22 protein-coding genes and 1 riboswitch are annotated in these 15,507 nt (G+C 51.4%); of the genes, 19 read left to right on the forward strand and 3 right to left on the reverse strand.

Annotated elements, in window-relative coordinates; genetic code table 11:
• Positions 1-65 precede the first annotated feature (65 nt).
• Positions 66-338: a 50S ribosomal protein L27 gene (locus GII36_RS01650; protein WP_260763943.1), complete on the reverse strand. Its 273-nt coding sequence runs from the start codon at positions 336-338 to the stop codon at positions 66-68.
• 130 nt (positions 339-468) lie between these two features.
• On the opposite strand from GII36_RS01650, the gene GII36_RS01655 reads away from it, so the two are divergent.
• A complete protein-coding gene (locus GII36_RS01655; RefSeq protein ID WP_260763945.1) occupies positions 469-1,626 on the forward strand; it encodes a hypothetical protein in 1,158 nt (385 codons plus the stop codon).
• A 56-nt stretch (positions 1,627-1,682) separates the two neighbouring features.
• Here the strand turns inward: GII36_RS01655 and GII36_RS01660 are convergent, their stop codons facing one another.
• Positions 1,683-2,843, reverse strand: a complete 1,161-nt coding sequence (locus tag GII36_RS01660; RefSeq protein ID WP_260763947.1) for a TRM11 family SAM-dependent methyltransferase — start codon at positions 2,841-2,843, stop codon at positions 1,683-1,685.
• Between the two features lie 65 nt (positions 2,844-2,908).
• Between GII36_RS01660 and GII36_RS01665 the strand changes: the two genes are divergently transcribed.
• Genes GII36_RS01665 through recO form a run of 8 tightly spaced genes read left to right on the forward strand, consistent with a single transcriptional unit; the run spans position 2,909 to position 8,193 of the window.
• A complete protein-coding gene (locus tag GII36_RS01665; RefSeq protein WP_260763950.1) occupies positions 2,909-3,961 on the forward strand; it encodes a lysylphosphatidylglycerol synthase transmembrane domain-containing protein in 1,053 nt (350 codons plus the stop codon).
• On the forward strand, positions 3,933-5,033 hold the full coding sequence (gene xseA / locus GII36_RS01670) for an exodeoxyribonuclease VII large subunit (protein ID WP_260763952.1): 1,101 nt from the start codon (positions 3,933-3,935) through the stop codon (positions 5,031-5,033). The genes GII36_RS01665 and xseA overlap by 29 nt, the downstream gene beginning before the upstream one ends.
• Entirely contained in the window at positions 5,020-5,220 is a 201-nt protein-coding gene (locus tag GII36_RS01675) for an exodeoxyribonuclease VII small subunit (RefSeq protein ID WP_260763954.1), read from the forward strand. The genes xseA and GII36_RS01675 overlap by 14 nt, the downstream gene beginning before the upstream one ends.
• 1 nt (position 5,221) lies before the next feature.
• Positions 5,222-5,755 (forward strand): class I SAM-dependent methyltransferase, encoded by a 534-nt coding sequence (locus tag GII36_RS01680; RefSeq protein ID WP_260763955.1) that lies wholly within the window; start codon positions 5,222-5,224, stop codon positions 5,753-5,755.
• 8 nt (positions 5,756-5,763) lie between these two features.
• Complete coding sequence (locus tag GII36_RS01685; RefSeq protein WP_260763957.1) at positions 5,764-6,420, forward strand: hypothetical protein; 657 nt, start codon at positions 5,764-5,766, stop codon at positions 6,418-6,420.
• Between the two features lie 38 nt (positions 6,421-6,458).
• Positions 6,459-7,157, forward strand: a complete 699-nt coding sequence (locus GII36_RS01690; protein WP_260763958.1) for a sensor histidine kinase — start codon at positions 6,459-6,461, stop codon at positions 7,155-7,157.
• The gene (locus tag GII36_RS01695; protein WP_260763959.1) at positions 7,154-7,519 is read left to right on the forward strand and encodes a response regulator; all 366 of its coding nucleotides are present in this window, start codon (positions 7,154-7,156) and stop codon (positions 7,517-7,519) included. Before GII36_RS01690 ends, GII36_RS01695 begins: the two co-directional genes overlap by 4 nt.
• A complete protein-coding gene (recO, locus tag GII36_RS01700) occupies positions 7,516-8,193 on the forward strand; it encodes a DNA repair protein RecO (protein ID WP_260763960.1) in 678 nt (225 codons plus the stop codon). Before GII36_RS01695 ends, recO begins: the two co-directional genes overlap by 4 nt.
• 74 nt (positions 8,194-8,267) lie before the next feature.
• Here recO and GII36_RS01705 read toward each other — a convergent pair whose 3' ends face one another.
• Positions 8,268-8,663, reverse strand: coding sequence for a hypothetical protein (locus GII36_RS01705; RefSeq protein WP_260763961.1), 396 nt, complete (start codon positions 8,661-8,663; stop codon positions 8,268-8,270).
• Positions 8,664-8,775: 112 nt separating this feature from the next.
• On the opposite strand from GII36_RS01705, the gene GII36_RS01710 reads away from it, so the two are divergent.
• From GII36_RS01710 to GII36_RS01755, 10 genes are all read left to right on the forward strand, one after another.
• A complete protein-coding gene (locus tag GII36_RS01710; protein ID WP_260763962.1) occupies positions 8,776-10,131 on the forward strand; it encodes a glycine--tRNA ligase in 1,356 nt (451 codons plus the stop codon).
• A 3-nt stretch (positions 10,132-10,134) separates the two neighbouring features.
• Complete coding sequence (locus GII36_RS01715) at positions 10,135-10,323, forward strand: hypothetical protein (protein ID WP_260763963.1); 189 nt, start codon at positions 10,135-10,137, stop codon at positions 10,321-10,323.
• Positions 10,324-10,369: 46 nt separating this feature from the next.
• Complete coding sequence (locus tag GII36_RS01720) at positions 10,370-10,498, forward strand: hypothetical protein (protein WP_260763965.1); 129 nt, start codon at positions 10,370-10,372, stop codon at positions 10,496-10,498.
• Positions 10,499-10,579: 81 nt separating this feature from the next.
• The gene (locus tag GII36_RS01725) at positions 10,580-10,963 is read left to right on the forward strand and encodes a hypothetical protein (RefSeq protein WP_260763966.1); all 384 of its coding nucleotides are present in this window, start codon (positions 10,580-10,582) and stop codon (positions 10,961-10,963) included.
• Positions 10,964-11,015: 52 nt separating this feature from the next.
• The gene (locus GII36_RS01730) at positions 11,016-11,735 is read left to right on the forward strand and encodes a hypothetical protein (RefSeq protein ID WP_260763968.1); all 720 of its coding nucleotides are present in this window, start codon (positions 11,016-11,018) and stop codon (positions 11,733-11,735) included.
• Between the two features lie 76 nt (positions 11,736-11,811).
• Positions 11,812-12,579 (forward strand): hypothetical protein, encoded by a 768-nt coding sequence (locus GII36_RS01735; RefSeq protein ID WP_260763971.1) that lies wholly within the window; start codon positions 11,812-11,814, stop codon positions 12,577-12,579.
• Between the two features lie 54 nt (positions 12,580-12,633).
• A complete protein-coding gene (locus GII36_RS01740) occupies positions 12,634-13,278 on the forward strand; it encodes a hypothetical protein (RefSeq protein ID WP_260763975.1) in 645 nt (214 codons plus the stop codon).
• 32 nt (positions 13,279-13,310) lie between these two features.
• Positions 13,311-13,730 (forward strand): ribonuclease H family protein, encoded by a 420-nt coding sequence (locus GII36_RS01745; RefSeq protein ID WP_260763977.1) that lies wholly within the window; start codon positions 13,311-13,313, stop codon positions 13,728-13,730.
• A 2-nt stretch (positions 13,731-13,732) separates the two neighbouring features.
• Complete coding sequence (locus GII36_RS01750) at positions 13,733-14,332, forward strand: hypothetical protein (protein WP_260763978.1); 600 nt, start codon at positions 13,733-13,735, stop codon at positions 14,330-14,332.
• A gap of 4 nt (positions 14,333-14,336) precedes the next feature.
• Positions 14,337-14,448: riboswitch (SAM riboswitch) on the forward strand.
• A 59-nt stretch (positions 14,449-14,507) separates the two neighbouring features.
• Positions 14,508-15,482: a methionine adenosyltransferase domain-containing protein gene (locus GII36_RS01755; RefSeq protein ID WP_260763980.1), complete on the forward strand. Its 975-nt coding sequence runs from the start codon at positions 14,508-14,510 to the stop codon at positions 15,480-15,482.
• Positions 15,483-15,507 lie beyond the last annotated feature (25 nt).

Here is a 15,507-nt window from a genome sequence, read left to right on the forward strand (position 1 = left end):
AGCCATAGATAAGCAAATACACTCGCGGTGGAGTGTATTTGCTTATCTAATCTCGCGAGGTGGGATTACTTGACGTGTACTTGCGTGCGGGGCGCTGTCTTGCCAGTGAAGAGGCCTTTTTTGACCTTCTTGAACTCTACTACACCATCTTTGGCTGCATGAATCGTAAAGTTGCGGCTGATATAGGTGCCATCGCCTGCAAGCTTAGTAGCGCCCGTCTGACGTACGATCACTTGACCAGCTTTGACTGCTTGTCCGCCAAACAGTTTGACGCCAAGTCGTTTGCCGGGACTTTTGCGGTTGTTTTTACTTGAACCACCTGCCTTGACTTTTGACATAGAGTAACTCCTTATAGTTTCTATTGAATAATCTACACCATTGTACCGGAAATACCCCTATACGTCAAGCGTACTTGACCCGACATACGCCTCCATGTACTATGGTGATAAGTAAATAAGGGTAAGCAGTATGAACGACGACGAGAAAAAACCAGTCGTAGGTGAGGCGAAGGCTGATGAGCCAGAGAAGAAACCTGAGCAGGACGACGAGAGAAAAGTAGCTGTTAAGTTTGACGACGAGGCTGATACAAAAACTGACGACACGGACAAAGAGGAGGATAGCAATAGCTTGACATCTGGTGTCGATCCCGAAGAACTCAAAAAAGCAGATGCAATTGATATTACAGCTGTACTAAGTGATGATGATACAAAAACTGACGAATCTAAGCCAAATGAAGAGCCAGAAGAATCAGTAAGTGAGGAAGAGCGCGAACTTGGTCGCATAGAGGGCATCGAAAGTGCCGAGAATACCAAGCCCGACTCGAAAGAGGAAATTGCCGCGGAAGAGATCGATGAGGCGGAAGTAATGACGGCGCCGGTAGATCTCGAGAAAGAAACAGCTCAGTCGGATGAGGCCAAAAATCCTTTAGTCGAGGCTCTGCGCAAACAAGAGCAGTCTAAAGACGAGCCGAAAAAAGGTAAAGCTGGCCTGTTGGCTGGCCTTCTCGGTGTGTTGCTCGTGATCGCTCTGGCTGGAGCTGGCTATTTCTATATGCAAGTGGCGGATACAAATGATCAATTGGCTGCGGCACAGTCTGAGCTGACAAGCGCTCAAGCTACAAACAGCTCACTGAGTACTCAGCTGAAAAAAGCTACAGCCGAACAGCAAGCGGCGGCAGACAGTAGCGGGTATCGCACGATCGAAGGTCTTGGTGTGCGCTTCAAAGAGACTGATGCGACAAAGACGATTGTGTTTGGCTATACGGTAGCACCAGCAGATACTGCGTCTGACGCAGTTGCCCTGTCGACGAAGACGCTCGTCAAGTTGACGACCGGCACGGGTGATGCGGCAACGCACCCATGTGCATTTACTGGCAATGTGCCAGTACTGGCTCGTTACACGACCGATGTCAAAGTTGGCACTTCGACTGCCAGCAAGGCCGGTAAGAAGGTAGGGGATGCCTACTATGTCTACACTGCACCTACCACTGCTTGTGCGACAACAGAGACAGCGGCTCAGACGGCACGTGATGCGGCAGCGAAGGCGATCTATGATTCGCTTGAGGTGGTTCCATCTAGCGCGGCAACCGGCGTCTCTTCTGTGAATGCGACAGCAACAGTTAAATAGACCACAGTAGACCATACGAAGAACTAAAATATAATTACCTGCCTAGATGCGGGTAATTATATTTTTTCGATCACGAGTAGTTCGCGAGCAACAACTTGGTCTTCGCGATAGTAAAGTAATTCGCTTGCCTCAACTGAAGTGAGCGCAATACGCCGGAATCCATATGATTCGAGCTCGCGAGTGAGAGGTAAATGTGTAAACGATCCGTCGGTCGCACGCCATGCGGGCACGGCTATGCAGAGCGGCGTACCCGATGCAAGTTGACTCGCGATGTTGGCAAGAAATGACACGATGATGTGATTGCAGTTGCCTCGAACCTCGCGTAGCTTGGTGGGCGATGGTGGTGCCGAGAACGGCTGACCAAGGTATGTTTCGCAGGCCACCGCATCGATAGGGGGCTGCCACTGCATTGCCATCGCATCTCCTTGACTGAGTCGATACTGTCCAGGCGCGTGTAGTTTTTGTTGTGCCCACGCGAGATTGACCTCAGAAAAATCGATCATTTTGTCTGCAAGATCGGTACCGTAGGTATTGTAGCCCATGAGCATGGCTTCTTGGAGGAGGACCCCGGTACCGCAAAACGGATCGAGCACGGTGAGTGGCGCCCGGCGTGAGCCGGTGGCAAGATTGACAATAATCTGAGCAAGCTTGGGCGGCAGCATGCCGACAAATGCATCGCGTTTGGGCCGCCCTTGATCGCGGCGAGCGAGGGCAGTGATGTGCTGCGCGCCAGTGCTTTCAGCGATGATAATCGTGCCATCACTACCTTTTGCGATGAGTAGCTCTACTTTGGTTGGTGAGAGACCGAGTTTATTGTGATGCGCAGTGGCTGTGTTGAGTGCGGCGCTTGTGTTGGGGATGAGGCGCAGGCTCGTGTCGTGCTGCTTAAGTTTTTTTTTGAGCTCAAGACCAGTGCGCTGAATATCTCTAGATGTAGCACGTAAGCCATAGACGCTTATGCCGAGAGTAATCTTATGATCGCTTGACTTCCACTGGTTTGTGTAGTGTTGCATAATTTTTGTATGCACGTCACGCCATTCGCCTCTGGGGAGTGTCAACACGACACGACCTGTTTTGAGCGAGCCTCCAAGCTTCAGGACATCTGGTGCTGCCTCGAGCGTGGCGACGCTAGCAGAAAAACGCCGTGCGCTACCGTAGGCTCGCTCCAGCTCTGCAAGTCCAAGCGCACTCTGGCGACCGAGGATTGTCATGTACATATCACCAGTATACATGCCTGACGGCCTGAGGCATAACGCGCCGCGACGTGCTACACTAAGACTATATGTTGAAGGGAATTTCTGGCCGTACATGGGTGAGTATCATCACCGTCGCTTTTCTGGCGCTGGTACTGTACCTGGCGCGCCATGAGATCGAGAAAGCATACAATCTGCTCGACCAAGTGAATCTCTGGATTTTACTACTCCTCATCCCATTGCAGTTTGTCTCGTATTACGCAGCGGGTGAGATGATTTTTGCATACCTGAAGCGACAGAAGCATATCAAAAACATCTCCAATCTGACGTTGCCGCGCTTAGCACTTGAGATGAATTTCGTCAATCATGTGCTGCCGAGTGGAGGCGTGAGCGGTATTTCGTACATGGGATGGCGACTCAAGCATTATGGGGTGTCGGCAAGCCGATCGACAGCCGCGCAGCTAGTGCGTATGGTGTCGGCATTTCTCTCATTTGGTATTTTGTTGCTGCTTGCAATTGTACTGATGGCGATTGACGGCAATATCAATCGTTGGGTTGTTGGCTCGTCGATCGGGCTTGTCGTAATTATGGGTGGGGCGATGCTACTCGTAATGTATTTGCTCAATCACAAGGAGCGTGTCGGTGGGTTTGCGCGACGACTGACAAGCCTGGTCAATACGACGGTGCGCTTAGCGACATTTGGTCGTGTGGGACCCGTCATGAAAGAGGATGCAATCCGCGCGTTTTTCGAAGAAGTGCGCGACGATTATACGTTTATTCGCAAAAATCTGCGAGTGCTGGTAGTACCGTTTCTATGGGGTTTGGTGTTCAATGTTGTTGAAGTCGCGATGTTTTATGTGTCGTTTTTGGCGCTGGGGCATCCTGTCAATCCAGCGCCGCTAGTGATCGCCTACGGGCTCGCGGGATTGGCTGGATTCTTCATGGTTACACCAGGCGGTGCGGGCGCATACGAAGCGATCATGGTGGCGTTTCTCACGGTTGCGGGCATTCCACCTGGGATCGCATTACTTGCGATTTTGCTCACGCGTGTACTGCTGATGCTCGGTACGATTGCTGCAGGTTACCTATTTTATCAACAAGCGATTTTGACTCATGGAAAACAGCCAGTTACCCGCGTTTAGCGTCTCTGATTTTGTCGCAAGCACAAATCAGACGCTGGAATACGCCTATCCAACTGTTGTAGTGGAGGGCGAGGTAGAATCGTTCAAGGTCAATCAGGGTAAGTTCGTGTTTTTTAATCTCAAAGATGCAGGAGCGAGCATCGGCTGTTTTATGATGGTGTTTGCGCTGCGAGTACCGCTTGAAGACGGTATGAAAGTGGCAGTGCGGGCCAGGCCCAAGCTGACAAACTTTGGTAAATTTAGCCTGACAGTCGATGCGATCAAACCTGTAGGTGAGGGTAGTATCAAAAAAGGGTTTGAGTTGCTTAAGGCCAAGCTAGATGCCGAAGGATTGTTTGCACCGGAGCGTAAGCGATTGCTGCCAACGATACCACGTACCGTAGGCATCATATCGAGCATGCAGTCGGCCGGTTACGGTGACTTTATGAAGATCGCCAACGAGCGGTGGGGCGGCGTGGAGTTCAAGGTGTATCACACACTAGTGCAGGGGCTCGATGCGCCAGAGGCGATGGTGCGAGCTATCGAGTATTTCAATCAGCTTGAAACACCACTTGACGCGCTGGTGATCATCCGCGGCGGCGGGAGTACCGATGATCTGAGTGCGTTCAATGACGAACAGCTAGTGCGCTCGATTGCTGCCAGTCGCACACCAACTCTGGTGGGTGTGGGGCACGAGGTCGATGTGACACTGAGTGACCTGGCGGCGGATGTGCGCGCTGCGACACCAAGCAATGCCGCACAGCTTCTTCTGCCGGACAAACGTGAAGTGTCGACTCGCGTCAAGTCGCTAGCCTCGCGCCTTGCGCCTCGTATGGTGCAGCTGATATTGCAACGAGCGGAGTATGTGCAGGGTTTGCGACTCGAGATGTATCGAAAGATCTCGAGTCAATTAGAGCAAGTTGAAGTACGGGTCGGCCAGCATGCGCGCTTACTTGAGTCCTACAATCCTGCGCACGTGTTGGCGCGTGGCTATGCGCTCGTGCGCGGTGATGCAAAGCCAGGTGGTATGATAGAAGTAGAGAGCAGCACCTATACGCTAACTGCAGAGGTAAAAAGTTATGACAAAAAATAATGATACGACAATCGAACAAAAAATCGAACAACTCGAGCAAGCTGTTGCGTGGTTCGACAGTGATGAATTTGTGCTCGAGCAGGCGACCTCTTGTTATGAACAAGCACAGAAGCTTGCCGACGAGATCCAGCGCGATATCGCGGGACTCAAAAATACTATCGAGCAGGTGAGCGACTCGGGCAAATAGCATGCTGACAATTTTTGTAGTCATCGTGGCAGTGATACTCCTGGTATTTCTTGGCACGGTACTGGTAGGCGCACCGTACGTACCGACGCAGCAGCGAGAACTGGCTGAAGCGTTCGATGAACTACGGCCGCTTGGCAAGGACGATGTGGTGCTCGATATCGGCAGTGGCGATGGTGTAGTGCTGCGAGCTGCCGCACTGCGTGGTGCGCAAGCTGTCGGCTATGAGCTCAATCCGTTCCTCGTCGTAGCCTCGCGACTACGCTTACGGCATGTAAAGCCGCGCCCGCGCGTGGAGCTACGTAATCTTTGGACAACGCAGTTTCCTGATGATGTAACGCTGGTATACACGTTTGGCGAGTCCCGTGATATCGCCAAAATGTATCAAAAAGTTGAGCAAGAGGCTGCGCGACTTGGGCGGCCACTCGAGTTTGTTAGCTATGGCTTCGCAGTACCGAGTGTCGCGGCCACACGTCAACATCGTGCGCATTTTTTGTATCACATTTCTCCTTTACACCCCGAGAAACCACAAGTATAATGGGCGACATGAATACTCTACACAAACATGAAGAAGGCGGCGCTTCGCTATTACTGATCGCGGTGATTATCCTCGGTCTTACGACTGTCGTATTTGGCGGCTTATCGATCTGGGCATATACGCAGTATCAGGCCAAAAGCACCGACGTGAACGGGCAGATCAAAGTAGCCGTAGTTGAAGCCGAAAAGGCTCAGCAGGAAGTTGACGAGAAGAAGTTTGCTGAACGCGAAAAAGAACCGAATCGTGACTTCGTAGGCCCAGACGATTATGGACGTGTGACATTTAAATATCCCAAGACATGGAGTGTCTATATTGCGAGCGATCCTACTAAGGGCGGCAAATACGAGGCATACCTCCACCCAGTCACCGTACCAAAGGTGAGCGCTACAGAGCAGTTTGCGCTGCGAGTGACCGTCGAGGAGCGTGATTACGACCAGGTGATCGAAAGCTACAAGTCGAAGGTGAACAACGGGGACTTGGCCTCGTCGGCGACAACATCCCAGGGAAATACCGGTACACGCTACGATGGCAACTTCAGCGAAAACATCCGAGGTTCAGCTGTAGTCTACAAGATTCGAGACAAAACGCTCACGATCCGCACCGACGCCAACACGTTTAAGCCTGATTTTGACGCGCTCATCAAAACCGTTACATTTAACCAATAGCAATATTGCCCGTATCCGCTTCGTGCTACCATAGAGGTATGACACGGAGGGATATAGTGCAGTCGCATGGCCCGTCGTATGACGGGTCATTTGGTATCATGGGCGCTGCGCACGAGCTTAAGGCGCCAACCGCATTGATGCGCCAGCTCGCGCTCGAGCTGCGCGAGAGCCTTAGCGATACACAGCAGCGTCAACTGGTTGATCAGCTTATCCTCACCAGCGAGCGCTCTCTGCGACTCACGAGCAATCTCACCAAGACGGCGCGACTTGAGGATGGGCTGTTTGAACTCGAGCCAATCAATGCTCAGCAAATCTGCGAAGAAGTGGTGCAAGAGCTTGCACCCCTATACCGAGCGCACGGTCGCACGCTAGACGTGCAGCCGCGACGCAATCCGCCGCTAGTAGTGGCCAACCGAGAGCTACTTCGACGTGTACTACTTGGTTTTGGCGACAATGCTTTGCACTATGGGTCAGAGAAAACCCCAGTGGTACTCACAGTGGAGCGAGCGCAGCGACGCGTGGTTGTGGGCGTACGTGACACTGGGCCGATTTTGCCACATCGTGGGATACCTGCGAACCCAGCGATCACTGGTCGACCAGCCTCAAGTGGCTTGGGGCTTATGATTGCTGAGCGTTTTGCGGCGGCCATGGAGAGTCATATCGGCACTCATCGGCACCGCGACGGCATGACGTTCTATATCAACATGATGGCGTCCGAGCAGCTGGCACTTCTGTGACCACAATACTATTGGTAGAAGATGATATGTGGTTTGCTGCACAGCAACAGCGAATACTTGCTGGCGCCGGCTATACGGTAACTCACGTGTCAGATGCGCAAGCTGCTGTAGATCAGATAGAGGTAGCAGATATACATGCGATTGTGCTTGATGTGCTGCTAGCGTACAACACGGCTTTTACGCTGCTACACGAGCTGCAGTCGTATGAAGAGACGAGCAAACTACCCGTAGTTATGTATACAACACAAGCTGAGTTGCTCAATATGGAAGCGCTCAAATCGTATGGCATTCAAGTGGTGCTAGACAAGACAACGATGCGCCCAGATGATACAGTGCGTGCACTTACAAGGGTTGGAGTATGAAGCCGGAACGCACTCAAGCGATCGTGCTACGGCGCACAGATTACGGCGAAAGTGATCGCATATTGCAGCTTATTACGCCACTGGGTAAGCGGAGCGCTATGGCGCGCGGTGTGCGCAAACCACGCTCCAAGCTTGCCGGCGGTGTAGAACTGCTCGCGGAGAGTGAAGTGCTGCTGCGCCCTGGCAAGGGCGAGCTGATGGTACTGAGCTCAGCTCGCATGGTGACATTTTATCGGCAGATACTGGCGGACTACGATAGACTGCAGTTTGCCTACGAAGTACTTAAGCTAGTATCTCGCGCTAGCGAACATGCTGATAGCAGCGAATGGTTTACGGTTACCAAGGAGGTACTGGCCGGGCTCGATGATCCGTCAACTAGCTCGGCACTTACCAAGGCATGGTTTTATATTCAATACGCCCGGCTCATGGGCGACGAACTTAGTACGCAGCGCGACGCTCTAGGGGAACTGCTTCGGGCAGATCAAACGTATCGCTATAATGTCGGCGAAAAAGCATTAGTACCGCACGACGCAGGTGATATCACGGCGAACCATATCAAAGTGCTGCGTCTTTTGGCCGAGCGCCCCCTCCATGTGGCGCGACATGTCAGTGGGCTTAGTGAATACCTCATCGTCGTGGCGGCGACAGCGCATCAGCATGCGGCTACAGATTAACGAAAAGCGGAGCGAGGTAATGGCCATGCCACCGGACACAGCGAAGTGTTCACGGTGGCATGGCTCCGAGGGGACTAGCGGGCAAACCCTGGCGGTTTTTTGAGCAAGCGGCGCCAGGTAGGCATATGCCAACAAGCAAACGCTTGCGCTTCGTATCCAGGATGGAGCTTAGTCGTAGGCGAGAACATAGAGCTGTACATGAGGTGGGCCGTTTCCGAGTGGAGTTGCTTGGCAATCCTCAACAGCTTTAGCCTTGCGTCACTGCTCTCATGATGCACGGTGGCATCGTGAGCACACAGTAAAAGCCCCCTGACTTTTTTTGCGCCTCCTTCCTCGTATTTGCGCACTGCGAGCAAATCGCGTTTGAGTTGCGAGCCGAACGACTCGACGAGCAGTGTTGTGAGCTCAGTATTTCCTTCTTGCACTGAGTTGCAGAAGGTGAAATACGTGCTGGAGTAGGGCACTTCCATCCTCTCTCGTTGGGTCGGGGTTGTGGCATAGTCCCTCTATCTACTGTAAAACTCTCGACAGCCGAGTCAACAGTGGTACAGAGGTCGCGAATCTGGTATACTGTTGTTAATTATGGTAAAGAAATCTACAAACGAGACAATGGACAATATCATCAGCCTGGCGAAGCGTCGCGGGTTTATCTATCCAGGTTCGGACGTCTATGGCGGACTCAGTGGCACGTGGGATTATGGCCCACTTGGCGTAGCGCTCAAGCGCAATATCATGCAACTGTGGTGGAAGATGTTTGTAGACGATCGCGAGGATATGTACGGCGTGGACGCGGCGATTATCATGAATCAGAAGGTCTGGCAGGCGAGTGGGCATGTCGATACGTTTGTTGATCCGCTATGTGAGGATACTGTCAATCATCGCCGTTTTCGTACCGACCATATCTTGAAAGATGCGGGTGTGGATGCCGAGGGTATGACGATGGAGCAGATGGACGCGGCGATCGAAGAGCAGGGAATTAAGAGTCCAGATGGCAATCCACTCAGTAAGTCTCGTACGTTCAACATGATGTTTACTACGCATGTGGGTGCGTCGAGCGATGCGACATCCGTGAGTTATCTTCGCCCAGAAACTGCACAAGGAATTTTCACAAATTACAAAAACGTTGTAGACAATTTTTATCCAGACCTACCGTTTGGCTTGGCGCAGCAGGGTAAGGCGTTTCGCAACGAGATTGCACCGCGCGATTTCATCTTCCGCTCACGCGAGTTCGAGCAGATGGAGATCGAATACTTCGTAAATCCAGATGAGTGGGAAGTAAGCTTCGACGCACTGCTCAAGGATATCCATGCCTATCTCGAAGCGCTTGGTCTACCGCAAGATCGCATCCACGAGCTAGAGGTTCCAGAGCAAGATCGTGCCCACTATAGCAAGCGTACCATCGACATCGAGTACGATTTCCCGATTGGCAAAGAAGAGCTACTTGGTCTGGCATACCGTACCGACTTCGACCTGATGAACATCCAAAACAACTCCGCCAAGAGTATGGAGTATACGATCAAAGGTACGAACACAAAATTTGTACCCCATGTGATCGAACCAAGCTTCGGCGTGGAGCGCGCGGTCATGGCTGTCATGAGCGCAGCATATACCGAAGACGAAGTAAACGGCGAGAAGCGCATCGTGATGAAGTTCCCAGAACACCTTGCACCAGTCAAATATGCCGTGAGTCCGCTACTCAAGAATAAGCCCGAACTAGTTGCAAAAGCTCGCGAAGTCTACCAGATACTCAAGAAAGAACACGGCGCTGTGATGTGGGACGACAACGGCAACATCGGTAAACGCTACCGCCGCCAAGACGAAATTGGTACACCGCACTGCGTGGTAATCGACTTCGAGACGATCGAAGGTGACGGCACAGTGACGATTCGCGATCGTGATACGACTGAGCAGCGACGAGTCAAAATTACAGAGTTATAGGGTATGGAAAAAGGAAGTTCTGAGTTTGATGCCCCGGTCTATTCAACCGTTAATTTGGAGCGTATTGGGACGAAACTTGTACGTATGGTTATATTTGAGGGTGAGCTGATGACATTTGAAGTTGACCGAGGAATGCACGCCGCAGGCAAAGCGCTTGAAGACAAAGCGAGCAATACGAGTGAAGAGAAGTAAGATTATCTGCTCCCACGGCTTCGGCGTCACCGCAGATTCGCGGGGTATGTTTCCGGAAATTGCCGAGTCTATTCCATCTGCTGAGTTTGTGATGTTTGACTACAACGAAGTGAAGCCAAATGGCGACACAGTCGTAGCGTCGCTTGACGAACAAGCGGCGAAGCTGCAAGCGTAGATCGACGCGGCAGGTGATGATGTGGTGTTGCTATGTCATTCGCAGGGCTGTGTGGTAGCGGGACTTATTAGTCTCGACAGGGTGGCAAGAGTAATCCTTCTCGCACCGCCAGTCAATATGAGTATGCAGCGTACGATTGGCAAAATGCTGAACCGCCCTGGTAGTAAGATCAATCCTGATGGTATATCCGAACTCCCACGAACCGACGGTACGACAACCTATTTGTCGCAAGAATATCTGCAAAGTCTCGATAAGTATATGCCCATGGATCTGTATCAAAAAATAGCCAACACTGTGCCGACCATCATCATCCGTGCGACACAGGACGAAGTGATTGGCATGACGAATGTCGACGAAATCCAGTATGCGACGCATTACGATATCGCGGCGGATCATAATTTCACTGGGATTGCTCGTGCGACGCTCATCGGATTGTTGCAAAAAGAGGTGCTGCTCGCGCGATAATAGCCTGTACATTCGTGTCCCCGGGGAGTACTCTAGACGAAAAGAGGCTACCATGGGATTACACTCACACGAATGCGAGAAAAAGCAAGAAGCGCGCCGCAGAGATGATGCAAATTATCTCGCTGAATACGTGCGCAAAATCTATATGACGCGAAGTGCCGACTTCGATGAGCATGCCGGGGGCATGTTGCAACAACTTCATGTGTATTTGCGAGACGATGAGCTTTCGACTAGTATCCATGTGAAGATGCCAGAGAATGGTAATGTACGCGAGGCTGATTTTGCGGTAGATACGTACTCCGATGACGATTCATGGCATCGTTACGAGTTCTCGATTGGGCGTGGTATGATTTGGCATGCATGGCAAGAGGGTGACTCATACGAAGGTGGGTGGATTGATGATGACCAAGCCCATGTTTTGGCTATGTGTGAAGTGCTTGAGGTATTGGATGCGAGTGATGTTGAACCACCAGTCACTGAGTCGTGTGAAGAAGTTGAATTCTGGGATATCGCACTCAATATTTGTTATGATGACATGGAGCTGGGTGTGCGGCATGCAATGTGGGGTTATATTGATGCACAGTTGCCGACCAAGGCTTTTAGTGAGTTTGTGACACGGACCCAGGAAGCAAGAGCGGTAGTGGAAATGGCACTCGGCGTGCATGCTTCGATAAGCTGCTTCTCTGCACGAGGAGCTACAAAATATGAGCTGAATCGGTTGTACTGGGGACGCGAGCTCGATCGAAAGTTCGATAAGCCAAAAATATTATAATAATAGCGAAGTTGAAGATTTTACCGTTAGCACAAGCTTGCACCCTTGTGGTATAAGTGGACGCAAGACTATGAGTATGAGTAATCCAGAAAAGTATCTCAAACTGCGCGAAGCGCAAACATATGAAGAAATATGCCTTGATATTGAACGCGTGGCGACAAGTATCTTGGACTATTTGCCCGAAGCACAGTCCAGCGCGACTTGGCAAAGTACTACCGATGAGTTTGGCGAGATAACTATAGAGTTGTCACCGAGCCCTACGTCACGCGAAGTTTTCCATGGCAAAACCGTGACACTATTGGATGATAATGGCATCTATCTGCGACAATACGAAGTGAGGAATGGCGGTGAACAGGGTGGAGTAGCGGTCGGACTCATGCAGGGGCGGTTGCCAAACGCCTTTTCGCTCAGTCGTCCAGAGTTTGAAGATAACCGCGAGAGACTGCTAGTTGAACTGCAAGGTATTTTGGCAACTGGTGCATATACATATGTGCCTGAGTATATAAGAGAACGAAACAAAAAATTCGATGCACTGGTTTATGATTATCACATGAGTGGTGTCGAGTATATGACTGAGGAAAATCTACCAACGCAGATTGCGAGGCAAGCACTGAGGGTAGATTGGCCGACAAAGCTGAAACATATGTTCCATGCGCGTGCGCGTGCGCGGGATAGCTATACCGAAATGCTAGATGAATCGTCGTTAAGTAATATGATCGGGGATATGTCACGTGCAGAGCGCGCAGACTTTGCCCAGTCTCAGCGATACGAGGCGGGGCAACGACCACAAGGGCAGTATGCCAATAGAGAATTTCCTGAAACTCATGATGAAACAGGATGGTAGTTGGTGTGGCCACAGTGTGCTATACTAGATGTAATAACTCTATAGGAGGTGAAGATGCCAAAGACGCAGCCTGAGCTTCAGCGAGACACATCGCCACCTCCTCACTCATTGTCCATGAATCCTGCCAACTGGATGCGTAGGAGCAAAAAACTTGGAAACGTCGCGATGCATGGTATTTACCAGACGCGGCGTTTTCTTGATTATGAGATCGCGGCACCTGGACCTGGTAGTATTATGCCAATATTTGTAGCTCCAGAGGATAGTCACGCGAGTAGTTTGCGCAAGATCGACAAGCTTCGCAACATGGCGAAACGTTCACATGAAGTGCTAGTGAGTGTCAATACGGTGTTTCCGATGACGCTTTTTCCGAGTACGGTGATCGTTGATCGGACAAAAGTCACTATTATCAGCCGGACGTTTTTCTTCACTTCCAAAACAGTGAGCATTCGTGTGGAGGATATTTTGAACGTATCGTGTACACTCGGGCCTTTCTTTGGCTCAGTGGTGATATCGAGTCGCGTCATGAATTCTACTGATCACTTCGAAATCGACTTGTTTTGGCGGCACGATGCAATCCGGCTTAAGCACATCATACAGGGTTATATGATTGCACAGCATAATGAGGTAGATATATCGCATTTGTCGCGAGAGGAGCTGGTGGAGCACCTGGCTGAACTGGGTCACGAAAACGACCGCTAGCGCACGCTGCGCGATTTCGCTACAATAGGGCTATGATTGAATACTATACCGATGGCAGTGCGAGCCCAAATCCGGGTCCTGGTGGCTTTGCTGTTATCAAGGGCGGTACACCGCATATTCTGGGTAGCGAAGATGGGGAGACGACAAATATCCGCATGGAGGGTCTCGCGATTGTAGCGGCGCTAGAAGATGCAGCAGGCGCACCATGTCAGATTCGTACTGACAGCGAGTTTTGGATCAATGTCATCACCAGATGGGCACCCGGATGGGAAGCGAAGGGCTGGAAGAAAAAAGGTGGCGAGATCAAAAACCTCGACATCGTCCAAAAAGTATATCCACTGTATCAGGATTCACAGGCGGAGCTGATCTGGGTGCGCGGTCATGTAGGTACAGAGCTTAATGAGCTGGCAGACGAGTGGGCGAACAAAGCACGCGAAGGCGCGAGGATATAGCTATGCGACAGCACGCGTGGGAAGATGTTCCGCATGACGTGCACCGCGACGTGAGTGCGGAGATTGGTGGATTGATGCAGAATCTCGAACTGCACTTTGATCGTAAGTGTATAGGGGGCGCATATACTGTGCGAAGCGACGGAGAAGTGGACGGTGTCGACTGGGATCAGGATACGCTGTATTTTCCACTTGCACCGCCGCGCAAGGTGAGTACACTTATGACGAGGAAGACCGAGCGCTCGCTACTCACTGACATGTCGAGTGAGGAGCTGAACTATGGTGTACATGACATGTTGTTTGATCACCAAGCGTCGCCTGATGATACGTATCTCGCGACGACGAGTATTTACCGCTACAAAAAAGGTCGCCGAGGAATTTCTCGTGATTATGAAGTTGCGTCGTATTTGTTGCTGCGTGGTGGCATGGCTGTAGTCAAGCTCGGACAATTTGAGTCGATTGGTATTGTTATGGCTGGCTCGGGTGATACGCGAGTAGAATATTCGGACGAGGGTAGATACAGCGAACTTGACGAACAAGACGAGCGGCGGGTAAGGGCCGCTGTTGCTCAGCTGCTGTGGCCTGTGCTACAATCAAGGGATTAACAACTAAATATCAAGAGCGTGGCGAGGGACTGGCCCTACGACCCACCGGCAAACGGGTGTGTTACCAGCACATCACGGTGCCAAATCCAGCCTAGCATAGCTAGGGAAGATATGAGCAAAACTTTTGTGTACTCTTTCCTTGTTCGCTAGAACAGATATGGGAGGAGATTTTTTTATGTCTGAAGCAACTAATTACCGAACTGCCGAGAGCGTGAGCCCGAAGCATCCCGACAAGCTATGTGATCAGATATCTGATGCGATACTGGATGCGCACTTGGCTGAAGACCCCGATGCTCGTGTGGCGGTGGATGTGGCGGGCGGGCATGGCACGGTGTTCGTCACGGGCGAAGTGACAAGCCGAGCGACCGTGGATGTCGATGCGATAGTACAACGTATCGCTGGTGACGTCGAAATTATCAACCGGCTGGCGCCACAGAGCACAGAAATTGCGCAAGGTGTCGACATCGGCGGTGCGGGCGATCAAGGCATCATGATCGGCTATGCGACGAGCGAGACACCGGAGTTGCTGCCACTCGAAGTGGTGCTGGCACGTAGGTTGAATCAAGAGCTGTATGAACACTGGTCATATGATGGCAAAACACAGGTGACGCTCGATGGCGAGTATATTGTGGCAGTAGTGGCAAGTTTTCAGCACGCGTCGCACGATGAGTTGCAAAATGTGGTAGAAGTGTGGCTCGATGAGCAGACAATCGCACCTGTCGCAGACGATGTGGCGCTCCATATCAATCCTGCAGGCGACTGGCGGGTGGGAGGATTTGACGCTGACGCAGGACTGACCGGCCGCAAACTGGCAGTCGACAATTATGGTCCACGTATCCCGATCGGTGGCGGTGCGTTTAGTGGCAAAGACCCGAGCAAAGTAGATAGGAGCGCGGCGTATATCGCTCGCAAGATAGCCGTAGATTATTTGAAGCGACGCGATGCCCACGAAGTGTTCGTGCGTCTAGCCTACGCCATTGGCTACGATCAGCCATTAGAGGCGACAGTGATTGTTGATGGCATACAGGAGCAGGCGAGCGGGTATGATTTAACTCCACAAGGTATCATTGACGCGCTCCAGCTCAAGCGACCGATCTACGAACAGACGGCTCGGTATGGGCATTTTGGGCAAGGGTTTGACTGGGATTGATGACAATTTGAAAAAAGAAGCGTAG

The sequence above is a fragment of the Candidatus Mycosynbacter amalyticus genome (genome assembly GCF_025273655.1).
Taxonomy (GTDB): domain Bacteria; phylum Patescibacteriota; class Saccharimonadia; order Saccharimonadales; family Saccharimonadaceae; genus Mycosynbacter; species Mycosynbacter amalyticus.

What these genes read in the sequence shown, in the direction of transcription:
- GII36_RS01650 (WP_260763943.1), bottom strand. Translation starts at nt 338, where the DNA reads ATGTCAAAAGTCAAGGCAGGTGGTTCAAGTAAAAACAACCGCAAAAGT.
- GII36_RS01655 (WP_260763945.1), top strand. Translation starts at nt 469, where the DNA reads ATGAACGACGACGAGAAAAAACCAGTCGTAGGTGAGGCGAAGGCTGAT.
- GII36_RS01660 (WP_260763947.1), bottom strand. Translation starts at nt 2,843, where the DNA reads ATGTACATGACAATCCTCGGTCGCCAGAGTGCGCTTGGACTTGCAGAG.
- GII36_RS01665 (WP_260763950.1), top strand. Translation starts at nt 2,909, where the DNA reads ATGTTGAAGGGAATTTCTGGCCGTACATGGGTGAGTATCATCACCGTC.
- xseA (WP_260763952.1), top strand. Translation starts at nt 3,933, where the DNA reads ATGGAAAACAGCCAGTTACCCGCGTTTAGCGTCTCTGATTTTGTCGCA.
- GII36_RS01675 (WP_260763954.1), top strand. Translation starts at nt 5,020, where the DNA reads ATGACAAAAAATAATGATACGACAATCGAACAAAAAATCGAACAACTC.
- GII36_RS01680 (WP_260763955.1), top strand. Translation starts at nt 5,222, where the DNA reads ATGCTGACAATTTTTGTAGTCATCGTGGCAGTGATACTCCTGGTATTT.
- GII36_RS01685 (WP_260763957.1), top strand. Translation starts at nt 5,764, where the DNA reads ATGAATACTCTACACAAACATGAAGAAGGCGGCGCTTCGCTATTACTG.
- GII36_RS01690 (WP_260763958.1), top strand. Translation starts at nt 6,459, where the DNA reads ATGACACGGAGGGATATAGTGCAGTCGCATGGCCCGTCGTATGACGGG.
- recO (WP_260763960.1), top strand. Translation starts at nt 7,516, where the DNA reads ATGAAGCCGGAACGCACTCAAGCGATCGTGCTACGGCGCACAGATTAC.
- GII36_RS01705 (WP_260763961.1), bottom strand. Translation starts at nt 8,663, where the DNA reads ATGGAAGTGCCCTACTCCAGCACGTATTTCACCTTCTGCAACTCAGTG.
- GII36_RS01710 (WP_260763962.1), top strand. Translation starts at nt 8,776, where the DNA reads ATGGTAAAGAAATCTACAAACGAGACAATGGACAATATCATCAGCCTG.
- GII36_RS01715 (WP_260763963.1), top strand. Translation starts at nt 10,135, where the DNA reads ATGGAAAAAGGAAGTTCTGAGTTTGATGCCCCGGTCTATTCAACCGTT.
- GII36_RS01720 (WP_260763965.1), top strand. Translation starts at nt 10,370, where the DNA reads ATGTTTCCGGAAATTGCCGAGTCTATTCCATCTGCTGAGTTTGTGATG.
- GII36_RS01730 (WP_260763968.1), top strand. Translation starts at nt 11,016, where the DNA reads ATGGGATTACACTCACACGAATGCGAGAAAAAGCAAGAAGCGCGCCGC.
- GII36_RS01735 (WP_260763971.1), top strand. Translation starts at nt 11,812, where the DNA reads ATGAGTAATCCAGAAAAGTATCTCAAACTGCGCGAAGCGCAAACATAT.
- GII36_RS01740 (WP_260763975.1), top strand. Translation starts at nt 12,634, where the DNA reads ATGCCAAAGACGCAGCCTGAGCTTCAGCGAGACACATCGCCACCTCCT.
- GII36_RS01745 (WP_260763977.1), top strand. Translation starts at nt 13,311, where the DNA reads ATGATTGAATACTATACCGATGGCAGTGCGAGCCCAAATCCGGGTCCT.
- GII36_RS01750 (WP_260763978.1), top strand. Translation starts at nt 13,733, where the DNA reads ATGCGACAGCACGCGTGGGAAGATGTTCCGCATGACGTGCACCGCGAC.
- GII36_RS01755 (WP_260763980.1), top strand. Translation starts at nt 14,508, where the DNA reads ATGTCTGAAGCAACTAATTACCGAACTGCCGAGAGCGTGAGCCCGAAG.